The 14,745-nt window shown below is 35.9% G+C and carries 11 protein-coding genes; 9 read left to right on the top strand and 2 right to left on the bottom strand.

Going from position 1 to position 14,745, the window contains the following annotated elements; genetic code table 11:
• Nucleotides 1-4: 4 nt before the first annotated feature.
• Nucleotides 5-367 (bottom strand): response regulator, encoded by a 363-nt coding sequence (locus MM213_RS00935; protein WP_241409423.1) that lies wholly within the window; start codon nt 365-367, stop codon nt 5-7.
• Nucleotides 368-684: 317 nt separating this feature from the next.
• Between MM213_RS00935 and MM213_RS00930 the strand changes: the two genes are divergently transcribed.
• Nucleotides 685-3,306 carry an ATP-binding protein gene (locus tag MM213_RS00930; protein ID WP_241409422.1) on the top strand — a complete coding sequence of 874 codons (2,622 nt, stop codon included), beginning with the start codon at nt 685-687 and terminating at the stop codon, nt 3,304-3,306.
• A gap of 113 nt (nt 3,307-3,419) precedes the next feature.
• Here the strand turns inward: MM213_RS00930 and MM213_RS00925 are convergent, their stop codons facing one another.
• Nucleotides 3,420-4,406, bottom strand: coding sequence for a hypothetical protein (locus MM213_RS00925; protein WP_241409421.1), 987 nt, complete (start codon nt 4,404-4,406; stop codon nt 3,420-3,422).
• Between the two features lie 464 nt (nt 4,407-4,870).
• On the opposite strand from MM213_RS00925, the gene glmS reads away from it, so the two are divergent.
• The 8 genes from glmS (at nt 4,871) to MM213_RS00885 (ending at nt 14,717) form a co-directional block, all read left to right on the top strand.
• Nucleotides 4,871-6,712: a glutamine--fructose-6-phosphate transaminase (isomerizing) gene (gene glmS, locus MM213_RS00920; protein ID WP_241409420.1), complete on the top strand. Its 1,842-nt coding sequence runs from the start codon at nt 4,871-4,873 to the stop codon at nt 6,710-6,712.
• Between the two features lie 326 nt (nt 6,713-7,038).
• Nucleotides 7,039-7,536 carry a hypothetical protein gene (locus MM213_RS00915; protein ID WP_241409419.1) on the top strand — a complete coding sequence of 166 codons (498 nt, stop codon included), beginning with the start codon at nt 7,039-7,041 and terminating at the stop codon, nt 7,534-7,536.
• On the top strand, nt 7,533-8,159 hold the full coding sequence (locus MM213_RS00910) for a hypothetical protein (RefSeq protein WP_241409418.1): 627 nt from the start codon (nt 7,533-7,535) through the stop codon (nt 8,157-8,159). The genes MM213_RS00915 and MM213_RS00910 overlap by 4 nt, the downstream gene beginning before the upstream one ends.
• 16 nt (nt 8,160-8,175) lie before the next feature.
• Nucleotides 8,176-8,646 (top strand): hypothetical protein, encoded by a 471-nt coding sequence (locus tag MM213_RS00905; protein ID WP_241409417.1) that lies wholly within the window; start codon nt 8,176-8,178, stop codon nt 8,644-8,646.
• A 354-nt stretch (nt 8,647-9,000) separates the two neighbouring features.
• Entirely contained in the window at nt 9,001-10,227 is a 1,227-nt protein-coding gene (locus MM213_RS00900) for a helix-turn-helix domain-containing protein (protein ID WP_241409416.1), read from the top strand.
• A 315-nt stretch (nt 10,228-10,542) separates the two neighbouring features.
• Complete coding sequence (locus tag MM213_RS00895) at nt 10,543-11,124, top strand: hypothetical protein (protein WP_241409415.1); 582 nt, start codon at nt 10,543-10,545, stop codon at nt 11,122-11,124.
• A 65-nt stretch (nt 11,125-11,189) separates the two neighbouring features.
• Nucleotides 11,190-12,008 (top strand): fimbrial biogenesis chaperone, encoded by an 819-nt coding sequence (locus tag MM213_RS00890; RefSeq protein WP_241409414.1) that lies wholly within the window; start codon nt 11,190-11,192, stop codon nt 12,006-12,008.
• A gap of 51 nt (nt 12,009-12,059) precedes the next feature.
• Nucleotides 12,060-14,717 (top strand): fimbria/pilus outer membrane usher protein, encoded by a 2,658-nt coding sequence (locus tag MM213_RS00885; RefSeq protein WP_241409413.1) that lies wholly within the window; start codon nt 12,060-12,062, stop codon nt 14,715-14,717.
• Nucleotides 14,718-14,745: the final 28 nt, after the last annotated feature.

The raw sequence follows: 14,745 nt of genomic DNA, 5'->3' as shown, positions 1-14,745 counted from the left end.
AGAATCAAAGAATTGACTGAATTGATTTAATCAAATCATAAGTTTTTATTGGTTTAGTTAAATACAAGTCTGCGCCAAGTTCCATGCTTAAGTCTTTATCTTGGACTTCAATCTTAGCCGACAACAAAATGAATGGTGTTTTTTCTAAATAAGGATCAGCCTTAATTTTCCTCAGAAAGTCGTGACCATCCATTCTTGGCATCATGAGATCTGAGATAATTAAATCTACACTATTCTTCAGTAAAAAACTTAAGGCATCTTCACCATTTGAAAATTCTACTACTTCAAAATCATTCAGTTCCAAAATTTCTTTAAGATTTGCTCTTAAAACTTCTTCGTCTTCAACTAATAAAATTCTCTTTTCCAATTTTTAATTTGCTTATAACATTTAAATATAGTAAATTTTAAAGAAAAATATTTATATCTATAGAAATTTATAAATGGTATGTTTAAAAAGATTCATTATAATCATATTTTTTGCACTTTAATTTACTTTATTTTGCTATTGTAAGTTTCTATTTAAATGAATGGTTTTAATTGTATTTTAAAGGTTCAATATTTTTGATATACTATAATTAAATTGATTTTATCATTTTTAAATTTAGTAATATTGAGACTATTTACTTTGATAAACTAATCAAGGGTGATCTAAATTACAGATAAGTGAAATTAATATGTTTATTAATGATTAATAGAAAAACAACTCTGCTCAGCATATTGATTTTTTTATTTTATTCTATTTGCTTTTCACAAGCTCCTATTGAAAAAAAGAGCACTTTAAATAAAATTGATAGTCTCAATGACCTTAGTAGAGATTATTCTTTTGTTGATAACGTAAAAGCACTTCAATATGCAAATGAAGCACTCGAACTTTCCCTATTTATAGATTATAAAAAAGGGCAGGCATTTGCTTTTCGAAATATGTCTTCAGTTTACTCTTCTCAAGATTCTTATGCAGAATCAATAGAATACATCAACATGGCAGTCAATATATTTGAAGAATTAAAGGATGAAGAAGGGATTGCAAATTGTAATATTTCGTTAGGACATACTTTTGGAAGGTTAGAAGAAGATTCTCTTTCTTTTGAATTTCATAAAAAAGCCTACGATTATTTTTCAAATACCAGAAATATTAATAGGAAAGCCATTACTTCTCACAACTTGGCTAGAGCCCATTATGTCTTATTACGATTTGACTCCGCAAAAATACTTTTTCAAAACGCTTTGAAATTAAGTGAAGAATCAAATAGTCCTCAATTATTATCTTCTTGCTTAAGCTATTTAGGTGAAATTGAATTCAAAGCAAAACGATTTGATGCCGCCCAGGTTCTTTTTGAGGAATCACAAAAGATATTTACAAATTTAGGTACTGATGCACAAAAATATGCAACCATGAGTGCGTTTTATCATTTGGCTATGATCTACAGTAAGAATGGAGATAAAACTCGAATGATTCAGATGCTTGAAAATGCAACTCAGATAATAGAGGAGTTTGGTTTCCCCTTTTTTGTAACTGAAGTTTATAAAGAATTAATAGACTATTACTTTGAAGTTGGTGATATTACAAAGGTGAAAAACTACACAAATCAATATGCTAGAATAATAACTGAACTGAATCAAGTTAATTTAAAGGATAAAACAAAAATTGCACTTGATCTAATTCAGAGTAGGGATCTTGAAAAAATTTATAGCGAAAAGATCAAGTCGAGTGAAATCAATGAAAAAATTGTTGAGGCAAATTCAAAAGTTATAAATGTGTTAATAGGCACTTCATTTTTTCTTATTATACTTTTGTCAGTTATTGTATATCAATTTTTTCGAAATAAAAGAAACTCCCAAGCAATTACTTCCATTTATGAAAACGCTGGGACAGCTTTGGTTTTATTAAACCATAAAAGTGAAATTATTAAGTGGAATAGAGTTTCAACTCAATTATTGGGGGAAGTTTCAGAAAAATTAGTTGGTAAAAATTTCTTTAAAGAATTCATATCTAAAGATAGTCAATTAAAGCCTTTGGATCTCGAAAACTCTTATTTAAATGAATTTGAAATAACTACAGTTGATGGTAAGGCAAAAGAAATTAGCATAAGCTGTTCTCGTACTTTTATAAATGGAAATCCATTTTACGTTTTGTTTATATTAGATGCTTCGGAATTTAAGAGGCTACAAAGGCTTAATGATTTTTACCAGATTATTTTAGAAAAAAGCAATGAAATTGCAAAAATTGGTACTTGGGAAATGAGTTACTCAAGTTTTTTACATAAAGAGATGCCAATCATTTCAAGTCAAGTATTGGAAATTCTCGAAATTGAAGATGCTGATCCAGAAATTATGAGTCAATTAACATGGACAAGTTTTTTTAACTCAGAGGAGTCAATACAAAAATTGATGGCTGTATTTGAGGATGCTACAGAGAATAACAAGACTTTTGATTTAGAACTAAATTTAACATCTTATAAAGGAAATGATATATGGATTAGATTTATTGGTAGTCTGGAATTTGTTTCTAAGTCAGATATTAAATTGTTTGGTACAATTCAAGATATTACAGAAGTTAAAAATGGAATCAAATTAATAGAAGAGAATTTAAGTAGAGAACAGGAGTTGAATAAACTAAAATCACGTTTTATTTCTATGGCTTCCCATGAGTTTAGAACTCCTTTAGCTACTATTACAACGAGTGTTGAGCTTATTCAAATGAATATTGCAAAAATTGGAACTCCAAATACTAATGTTTTAGATAAACATGCTTATGGGATTTTGAATCAAGTAGATAGACTAGAAAAGACACTTGATGGAATATTGATGCTTGAAAAAACAATACAAGGAAAAATACAAACGAATATTACCGAAGTAGAGATAGAAAAGCTTCTGATAGAATTAATTGAAAATATTAATTTACCAGGAGACGAAAGAAAACCTATTTTAAACATTAAATCTGATTTATCCGCATTGTATTCAGATGAACACTTGCTTCATCATATTTTAGAAAATGTTATTTCAAATTCCTTAAAGTACTCTGTAGGAAAAGAGAGTCCTATAATCAGTGTACTCCAAGATGATCAAAATATTTGCGTAGAAATTCTGGATTTTGGAATTGGCATACCAGAATCGGATAAATCAGGTCTGTTTAATTCCTTTTACAGAGCAAAGAATACAACAGGAATCAAGGGCACTGGCTTAGGATTAAGTATAGTAAAAGAATTTGTTTCACTAATCAATGCAGAAATTGAAATTGACTCTGTAGAAGGAGAGGGGACAAAAGTTACTTTATTGATCCCATTTGACTCTTTTAATTACAATTAATATTATAAACCGCAATAATACCCAGTTTTTGATTTTGTAACTAATAATTTTGCTATTTTTCAGCTGTCGAAGGCTAATTAAACAAAGTGAATAAATATAGAAGTTAAATTATTTTAATTGGCTATTGGTGTAAAAGACGATATACATAATAATTCATCTGTTATCTGATTATTTTTTCTGCTTGTAAATGTTGTTTTGTCATTGGTAATAGCTACTCCTACTTTTTCGTTGAAAGCATCATATAATTCGAATTCATCAATTAGATATAGACCTTCACTCGCTAAAGCGTTTGAGTGATAAATTATTTCAATAGTACTTCCTCCCTTAATACTACTTGCTATGATGTCTCCTACATATGACGATAATCCTACTTCTGGTATTATGATAATATGTACGTCAATTCGTGATCCAACGAGTCTATTTATCTTCTTATAAATGTGGGTTTTAAAATATTCTCCAATTTGCCTTCTAATTTTTGCATCTTTGCTAAGGTTTGATTTACTGGCGAAGGCATCTTTGACTTTTGTAGGGCCTTCATAACTAGGTTCAGTTAAATGTTTAGCAAGTCCTTCACCAAGACTATAAGCCTGGTTTTCCCTTTTCAAGGCAGGATTGAAATAAATACCTTCAAAATCTTCTAAACCAAATTTCAAAACGATAAACTCTTGTTTATCTGAGATTTTAGATAGTGCATAGGCTGAAGCATATATGTTTGGAAATATTTCAATATTTACTATTTCGTATATTTTAGAAACCTCTTTTTCTCCATTAAAATATCTTATTTTTTTTTGTTTTTTTACTGAAAGATAATCTTTTATGTTTTGGTAATAGTCCCTGAGATTTAAACCTAAATTCAATTTAAATCTACTTCTTTTAAATTTAAACTTTAGAAGTCCAGCATAAACTACATAGCTAAGCCATGAAACTAGCACCTTATTTTCGGAAGAATTGAACTCACCAATTTTATAGGAATATAAACTGCCGAAATAAGTATTTGATAAATCGCTAGTATTGATTTGTAGGTTCTCCAAATCAAGGTTTTCTATGGTAACGTGGTTTGCTAACTCAAGACTTTTAAAGTTCGATTTGAATATTTCCATTGTTTTTTTTTATATTAATTTAAGAGTAAATAAAGACCAAAATATAAAAAGGTAAATGAACAAAAGAATAAAGCAAAGGAACTGCATCATAGTCTTTTAAAAAGCAATAAAACAAATATGAATAACATTAGTTCTCCTGAATTTGATTTTAAAATTTACGCTGTAATATTCATTTAATCCGTGTTAATATTTCACTTTTTTTGTATTACTAAGTAAATAAAATGACAAATTATGCTAATCATTTGAAACTTGAGTATCATAAAATTTTATTTAACATCAACTATTATTCTTTATTTTTCCTTGAATTCATGCATTGAAAAATAGATTTTTATGAATTCATATGTGAAGGTTGATTCCTTCATATACAATTTTTTGCAAACTCATATCAATTAGGATGTATTACTTTTTTAAGAGTGTTCTAAGCGATTTCTTTGTAAAAATGATAGATTTTAACATTTTTATTTATGTGCGGAATAGTAGCTTATGTTGGACGGCAAGAAGCGCTGTCAATTATTATCAAAGGTCTTAAAAGGTTGGAGTACCGCGGATACGACAGCGCCGGTGTAGCTTTGATTGATATTGAAGGCCTCAATATTTACAAAAAGAAGGGCAAGGTTTCTGAATTAGAAAATCATCTTTCAAATCAGAGGCCTTTAACTTCGAAAATTGGAATAGGACATACACGTTGGGCAACACATGGAGAGCCTAATGATGTAAATGCACATCCGCATTATTCTTCAAACGAGCGATTAGCAATGATTCACAATGGTATAATTGAGAATTACAATGTACTCAAAAAAGATTTAATGAATAAAGGCTACCAATTTCAAAGTGAAACAGACTCTGAGGTTTTTATGAAGTTCATTGAAGATTTTCATAAAAACAACAATTGTAGTCTAGAGGAAGCTGTCAGGCTTGCACTAAATCAGGTTGTAGGTGCTTATGCAATAGTAATAATAAACTTAGATGAACCTGATACGCTAATCGCTGCTAGAAAGGGCTCTCCATTAGTGATAGGTGTTGGAAAAGGAGAATACTTCTTAGCTTCAGATGCAACACCGATAATTGAATATACAAATCAGGTTATTTACTTAGATGACTACGAAATCGCAGTAATTCGTAATAACAACCTTCAAATCAAAACTATTGAAAATGTGGAAACCAACCCATATATCAATAAGCTTGAAATGGAACTTGAAGCAATCGAAAAAGGTGGTTATGAGCATTTCATGTTGAAGGAGATCAATGAGCAGCCAAGGTCTATTGCTGATTGTATGCGTGGTAGATTGGATGCAAAAAATGGCAGGTTAGTGCTTGGAGGTCTTAGAGACTATATGAACAAGTTCCAAAATGCGGATAGAATTATCATTACCGCATGTGGTACCTCTTGGCATGCTGGTTTGGTTGCAGAGTATCTTTTTGAGGAGTTTGCGAGGATTCCTGTTGAAGTAGAATATGCATCGGAATTCAGATATAGAAATCCAGTAATCAGTGATAAGGATTTTGTAATTGCTATTTCCCAATCAGGCGAAACTGCTGATACTTTGGCGGCCATCGAACTGGCAAAATCTAAAGGTGCAACTATTTTTGGTGTTTGTAATGTGGTAGGTTCTTCCATTGCTAGAGCTACGCACGCAGGATGCTATACACATGCGGGGCCTGAGATTGGAGTTGCTTCTACTAAGGCATTTACAGCACAAATTTCGGTCTTGACCATGATGGCGCTAATGCTTGGCTATCAAAGAGGAACATTGACAGAAAGTAAATACATACAGCTTCTCAATGAGCTGGAAGGAATTCCTTCTAAAGTTGAAAAAGCATTGACAATGAACAACAACATTGAAAAAATTGCTGCGATCTATAAAGATTCTAGAAACTTCCTTTACTTGGGAAGAGGATATAATTTCCCTGTTGCACTTGAAGGAGCGTTGAAGTTGAAAGAGATTTCTTACATCCATGCGGAAGGTTATCCCGCTGCAGAAATGAAGCATGGTCCTATCGCTTTGATTGATGAAGAAATGCCTGTAGTATTTATTGCTACTAAGGATACCTCCTATGAAAAGGTGGTTTCTAATATTCAGGAAGTAAAAGCGAGAAAAGGAAAGATCATCGCAGTTGTCACCGAAGGTGATATTGTGGTAAGAGGAATGGCGGACCATGTTTTGGAAATCCCCGAGACTGCAGAGGCTTTTGTGCCCTTGCTTTCAGTGATTCCACTACAGCAGCTGTCATATCACATCGCTGTGATGCGAGGATGTAACGTGGATCAACCACGAAACTTAGCCAAATCAGTAACAGTGGAATAAAGTGGTTGGTATAGATTATTTAGTAACATATAAATTGCTGGTTTATATGTTACTAAATGGAGGAGGGCGTTTGACTTTACGTTTTTATTTTTGATGTTTATAATTGAATTTTAAGTTATTAAATTTCTATTTAGTCCATCCATAGGATAATTGGACAAAATTTTCAACTTTTTTTCTTGTTTTTTTTTGTTTTTTTTCAAGTTTCACATTGCCATATAAAGTTATTTTAAATCTGCACACATCTAAAAACATATATAATTAGAATCCTAAATAGCATTAACTATTATCGTAATTAGGTGGACTTATAAACTTCTTAATAATTCAGGTTGACAAGAATAAAAATAGTACTTGCCATTATCCTATTTTGGGTATTTGGATCAATAAGTGCTCAAAATCGCTCATATTCAATTGAAGTTTCAGCGGTGGTCGTTGATAATCTTCAGCTCATTACTGTACGTGATCTAGATCTGATCAACCCTGCTTTGCAGGGGGATTTGATAATTGTCAACCCCCTTACCAGTACTTTTGCAGGACAGTTCAAAATCCTAGGAAGCCCAAATAAGTCAATTCGAATCAACTATACCATAAGAGAATCATTGGTAGAGCAAAATGATGGTATAGGTGTAGTGCAAGCTGTTTATTCAATGACGACTGCTGTAGAAGATGTTCAGGCCGCTAGCTTCTTGTTGCCACAAGGCACTGCGAATGTATCTATCGGACCGACAGGAGAGGTTTTCATTTGGTTGGGTGCTGAATTTGATATTTCCCAAGCCACACAGGGAAATTATCTTTCTCAATTTGTACTGGAATTTGAATATATATGACTGCAGGAAAAGCTATTCTTATTTTCTCATTTTCATTCATCCTTTTTGGATTTCCGGGAACTTCCTTTGGACAGCGGACAACTATTTCCACCTGGTCAGGAAGCGATGATGTTACAATTCGACCTATTGGTGTTGGCTATAGTAGTTTGAATTTTAATCAACGTTCGAATAAGATTACTTCGAATTCGGGTGCCATTTATGTTCGAAAAGAAGACGAAAACGTTGCGGTTTTCGAAATAGAAGCTCCAAGTGAATTTCATCTTGAAATAAATATGGATTATACCCCTTACATGGCTAAAGAGGGAGATTTTTCCAAAGGACAGTCTATTCCGATGTCCCTTTATTTAGCCTATAACAATCAAAATGCACCAAATGAAATCGTTGCAAAAAAAGAAAGTATTGATCTGCCTGTAGGGGTTACAAGTATCACGATTCCGGTAAACAGTAAGTATGTGGATGCTTTTATGGCCTCTAATTCGGAATATGGGATGAATTTCGAAAAACCCAAATCGCTGGTATACCTTTTTGTCTTTGGAACTTTGGGTCCGATCAGGTCAGTCTCCGCTGGAAATTATCATAGTCAAATTTCTATAAATGTAAATGTAGCCGGTGGGACGAATTGAGCATATTTTTCCTTTTATGATCTTAGCCTTTTTCATTTCAGGATTTGGAATGGCTCAAAATCAAACTCTTCGCATCAACATCGAATTACCCGCAGGTGTGGAGTTAAGATCAATGACAGGTGCGGAATCTGGCGCAGGCAATGAATTATGGTCGGATTTGTATGGGAAAAACTATGCTATGATAGCAGAGGACGGTTCTTTATTACCTTTGAGATGGATTATGATTCAGACATATGAAAACAGCCAATTTTTGCTCGAAATAAAAAATCAGGATGTACCTGGCAAGCCGACATTCATCTATTTTTTAAATGACAATACAAACAATTTACAGAGTGCTCAATCCTTGAAAGAGTTTCCAGCTTTGTTGAATTTTAATCAAAAGGGCCTGTTGATCAGAAATTTCAAGCCACGAAGAACTACTCTCAAAGCATGGTTAGGCTATTACGGAGAAAATCAACTTGAGTCTTTGCTTTTAGAGTATTTTTAGATTCCGATGTCCTATTGGGATCGATGGCAAAGGTTTACCTCTTGCGAAATTCATCAACTCAGATGGCGGAGTAGTTTAAAACCTTCCATTCTGTTCAAAAAGTGATTTTATTTACATTTAAATGCATTGTCTATTTTTACCTTTTTTAAAATCAAAAGAGGGAATTCTAATTTTTCTAATATTGCATCCCTGTTAAAAATAATTGGCAATACAGGACAGTTTACACAAAAAGCACTGTCTTTTGAGGTGTTAATTGTATAATCTCAAATCCAATTCGATTTCAAGTAAAAATAAAATGGCTGAAGGTTCAAAAATTCTTCAGCCTGGAATACCCAAGGCAGCCTTTCCCCACTTATGGACTACAACTTATACATTTTTGCTTCCGGTTCATTTTTATTATTGGGTTTTTCTATTCATATGCTTTTTACGAACATTGGTAATACCTATTTGAATAAATTGTTGGCTTCCATGATGCTGATGCGTGGGCTTCAGATGATATATTTTATTGCTGTCAATACTGAGCAGACCCTCATTGTTTCTGTGTTATTTAACTCTTTAGGGCCTTTTCTATTTGTATTTGGTGCTTTTTTGTATCTTTATGTGAGAGGTTTTATCAGAGATGAAAGCAGATTACAGAAAAAGGATTTGATTCATTTTATGCCGTTTTTATTTGCTTTCATTGATTCCATACCTTGGTATTTATTGGATGCTGCCACACGAGCTGATTTTATTTCCGATATGATCACCCATCGAGCTTTTTTTATCAAGAATACTTTTGTGATTTTTCCATATCATACGACTTCATTCATTCGAAACGGATTATTGTTGACTTATTTCATTTTAGTATGGCGCATAGTCCTCCGATCTGGGATTATAAAAAATAGGCGAAATAATCCGGTTTTAACGAATTGGATTTTATTCTTTGTGGTAATAACGACACTGTCAAATTTGAATTTATTGGTAAATTCTTTCATAAACATCTTCATAGGGTCTACAGCGAGCAATCTGTTTTTGAGTAATTTTAGGGTTTTTATTCAATCTACTATTTTGTTAGGTTTCCTTGGGTATCTTTTTTACAACCCTAAAGTATTGTATGGTTTTGTTTTCGTCTCAAAAGAATATGCTGTCCCAGGGAAATTAGCGGTCATAGAAACAGTTGATCTGAAACAGGAAAAAGAGCTTCTTGAAAATCAACAAACAGAAATCTTAACAAATTCCCGAAAACAAACTCCAACTATCCATGAAGAAGAAATAGATAGGCTAAAAGCGCAAATGATCTCGATAATGGAAACTGAACAGCCATTTCTCAACCCTGATTTTTCCTTGGGAGATTTAGCCTATCAAATGAGTTTACCTCAGCATCACTGTTCCTATATTTTAAATGAATATGTTGGCAAGAATTTTAGGGAATGGGTCAACGAACACCGTGTGAATTTTTTCATTGAACATTACCCAAGTTTGATAAATACTCAGACTATTGTTTCGATTGCATTAGCATCGGGATTTAAAAATAAAAATACATTTTACAGTGCTTTTGAAAAAGTGACCGGTCAAAAACCATCTCAGTATTTCAGTAAATAAAATTTAGTCTGTTTTTATCTGGAATATCCAGCATTCTTATCCCTCTTTTCCTTGACTCCGGTATTTCATTGATTCTGAATAGCTATCAGAAATCTTAGCTTTTTCACGAACTGGTACCCATTAGACAATCACAGATTGCATTTGTCTTTTTGTCCAACTATCCAATAGTTGGACAAATCTTGGCTGCTATTTCAATTTATTTCAAACTGACTTATTGACTTTTGTACATCCCTTTTTTCCTATTCGTGACTCACATGAAAATAATAAGGGGAACAGAAAGTAACTCCAATAATCAATTAAAATTTATTTCAAACTATGAAAACAACAATCAAAACCTTTATCGCCGCCATACTCACAATAGGCTTCGGTTCATTCGCCATCGCACAGTCCGCGTCAATCTCTGCCAATGCAACGGTAATCAGTGAAATTGCAGTTGCCAATGTAAACAACCTTAGCTTTGGTACAGTGGTGACTGGACAAACCAAATCAATAAATAGCTTTGGTGATGTATCTGTATCCAATGGGCCTGCTCTAGGTACTACCAATAGGGGTGAATTTACTGTCGCTGCGTCAGCAGGTTCGGATGTAAGGTTGTCATTTACTCTACCCAATAACTTGACTGGACCCGGTGCTGCAGTTTTGCCTATTGCTTTTACTTGGGAAGAAGGTGATTTTATGACCTTTGAAGAATACGGGATTAGGGTCATAACGCGGAGTGATGCTTTTTCATTTGTTGTTGACAACACATTCAGCTTTCCTGGAAATAGTTTCCCTACTTTTGAGGCGATACCGGGAACAAATTCAGTTAGGGTTTTCATAGGCGGTCGGGTAGATGCGACAAGCGCTACTGCAGGTTCCTATACAGGCACTATAACGCTAAACGCTACTTATAACTAAAATCTAGTCAAAAAAGACACCGATGGAAATACTGTCTTCTATCGGTGTTTTGATATTTATATCCCATGAAAATTATACTACTTTCTTCCCTTTTTGTATTGATTATTTGGTCTGCCGTAGCCCAGGTATCCTTAGCACCCACGACCGTATTTGCTGATGCCAATGGGATCGGTACGATGTATGTCTCCAATGGATCGGACAAGGCACAAGAGGTCAATATCAGTTTTCTATTTGGCTATCCCGGCAATGACCCCGAGGGAAATGTGGTGATGGTATATGATGATTCTATCCGGGCAGCGCAATCGGGTTTGGGAGATCGGATACGTACCTTTCCAAGGTCTTTTGTACTTGATCCCGGACAGCAGCAGACGGTGCGATTTCAGATCCGTCCTGATCGAAGCAAGCCTTCTGGGACTTATTTTACCCGTGTCAAAGTCCTTTCCGGTGAACAGACCTCTGCCGTAGAAGACCAAGCCACAGAAGGCATCAGTGCACAAGTCAGCTTCAAGTTGGAGCAGGTGATTTCAGCTTTTTATAAGACTGGTGAGACCAGTACAGGTTTGGACTTCAGTAAGTTTGAAGCCGCAAAAAAAGAGGACGCCATTGTAGTGCATTCGGAATTTACTGTTTTGGGAAATTCTCCCTATTTGGGAAGTATTGAGGCACAGGTACGTTCTACAGATGGAAAAGAAGTTGGTAGGCAAGAACAAACTCTGGCTTTATATTACGAAGGAATAAGAACCTTTAGCATACCTATTCCGGAAGACTTGGCATCAGGTACCTATGAGGTAGCACTCACTTTCCAGACCAAGCGTTCTGATATTTCCGTTTCCGATTTGGTTTTTGCAGAACCAATCGTTAAAAAGCTGACGGTCAGTTTTTGACCTTTTTATTCAATCAAAGAACCGGTAAGATTCTTAAACAGAGAGGAACTAGTGCCAATATCAAAAGACCGTGCTTTGCAGTACGTTTATGTACTAGTGCTCTTTCTCGTATTTTTTGCCCTACCCCATAGGAGCTATGGTCAGCGTCAACCGGATGAAGAGGCTCTTTTGACATTTTCACATCCTTCGATCGGACAGTACTATATCAGTGTGGTGTTTTTTGGGGAGGTCGCGTACCTACCCCTTGGAGAACTCCTTAGCTTGACGGGTATTCCATCCACACCATCAACCAATAAATTTGGATTGCAGGGATTTTACCCGAGCCCCAAGGAAACATGGATGATAGATCCCGTGGCTGGATTGATCAGTCTTCAGGGTAAACCCGAAACCCTCCAAGCAGATGATTTCTACTTGGGCGAGCAAGACCTGTACCTTCCTCCTGGTTATTTTAGCAAGATTTTCGGCTTGGAATTTTCGGTTAATCCCTTCAATCTTTCTATGACATTGAAATCTCAGTATGCGCTGCCTATTGAAGAAAAAAACAAGCGCGAAGCACTTAGAAAAAAAATCCAATCCAATGTTGGAGGGCAGGAGCAGTCGGCAATGCGCTACCCACTTGAGCGGAAAATTTTGGGGTTGGGGGTCTTAGATTACAGCCTCAACGTAGATAACTCTCCCGGAAGATCCAATGTAGGACTTCAAATGAGAGCAGGAGCGGAAGTCTTGGGAGGAGACTTTCAGTTCAATATGAACGGGAGCAAGAACAACTTAGGCCAGACCGTAAACCTATACGGATTGAGGTGGAGGTATGTTTTACCATCAGGTTTAGCCCCCGAAAAAAATGCTTTGCTAAGTAGTATCACATTGGGTCAAATCAGTACCTCAAGCCAGACTTCCAGTGCCCAATTGACGGGTTTTGCCCTCAGCAATAACCCATTGATTCCGCGGCGGGAGCTGGACGTCTTTGTGATCGATGGTTATACCGAAAAGGATTCCGAGGTAGAGTTGCTGATTGGCGGTCAGTTGGTGGATTTCATGCGTGCAGATGAGGTGGGCTATTACCGCTTCAATGCACCGGTTACCTATGGGACTGTCCGTCTTACCTTGAAAATATACACTCCGCAAGGTGAAATACTCACCGAGGAGAAGCAGCTACAGATTCCTTTTTCCTTCCTACCAAAAGGATTTGTAGCTTACAATATTCAAGGAGGTAATCTGATGAATGCGCCCGATAGCTTAGCTTCTCACCTGTTGGGACATGCGGATATCTCCTTGGGCGTCAGTAATGCGGTTACGGTTCGAGCAGGCATGAGCTATGGGGATTATTTCGGAGCAGGTAGGACCTCGACTTCTTTTGGTGTTTCCACGCGTCTTTTTCAGCAGTATTTAGTGGACATAGATTACTTACCCTCACGATTCTATAGGGTCAATGCGAGTGTTTTCTATGCAAACAATATCAATATCACCGCGAGGACAACAGAATATTTCTTTGACCAACAGGAGGTAAATGGAGGTTCCAAGCCCCTTAGAGATGCCAATTTGAATGTTTTTGTTCCCTTCCAGCTATTTGGGAAGTTTTCTGGGATCCGCATTGGAGGAGAAAACATCTGGTTGCCAAACGGCTACAGAGGTAGTCTTCAAGCAGATTACAATTATCAAATAGGCAGAGTTGCCACCCGATTCAATTACCGTGCGCAGCTTGTGGGTTCAAGGATTGCCGCTAATTTATCCCCTGAGTTTACCCCAGGGATGCTGATCAGTTCTGTGACTTACTCCCTACCTAGAAGTCCGGGTTTACCTGTTTTTATCAAAGGGATGTTTTTGCGTGCCCAAGCGGCATACAATACCCAAACATCTCAATTGTCTACAGTCAATGTGGAGGTTTCTCAAACACTTTTCAAAAGTGGGAGATTCACAACGTCTTATGATCGGAATATCACGAATAAAAGTGGCGCAATCCAGGTTGGGTTTTTGTACGATTTTAACTTTATCCGCTCCGCTTCACAATACACCGGAAGAAAGGGAGATTACGCTATCAGACAAAGTTTGAGTGGTTCTTTGGCTTTGGACAATCAGTCCGGCAAATTGCTTCCATCAAATCGAGAACAGGTTTCTCGATCCGGGATTTCGGTCCGGTTGTTTGTGGATCAAAACGAAAATGGAGTATTTGATGAAGGCGAAGCGATCATCCCCGCGAAAGGAATTCGCCTGGACAAGTCGGCCAATATGCTTTTGGGATCTGACGGAATTCTAAGAATCACCCAGCTACAGAGCTATTGGGACTATAGATTGGAGTTAGACATCAATGCCCTGCCAGATCCTACCTTGGCACCTAAAGAAAAGGTATTTGGATTTATGGCAGATCCCAATCGGGTCAAATCAATCGATATCCCGCTCTACCGTACCGGGGTTTTGGAGGGGACTGTCCTTAGGGAGACAGCTGTTGGATTCGAAGGAGTAGGAGGCTTACGGATAAGCTTGAAGCGCATAGGAGATGAAGAACCTTTGGATATGATTCGGACATTCTCAGATGGAGGCTATTATGCTTTTGGACTCTTACCCGGTAAATATACCCTAATGATAGACCCAAAGCAGCTGGAGTATATGAACGTAAGGGCAACGCCAGATTTATTGGAATTTGAAATAAAAGCCCTTGTGGATGGGGACTACCTAGAAGGATTGGATTTTGTATTGAAGGCGAAGGATTAGTTTAAATTAAATTGATAAAGGCTTTCTC

The organism is Belliella alkalica (genome assembly GCF_022549785.1).
Taxonomy (GTDB): Bacteria; Bacteroidota; Bacteroidia; order Cytophagales; family Cyclobacteriaceae; genus Belliella; species Belliella alkalica.
Note: the sequence above shows the minus strand (reverse complement) of the source record. Positions and strands in the feature narration are given on the sequence as shown.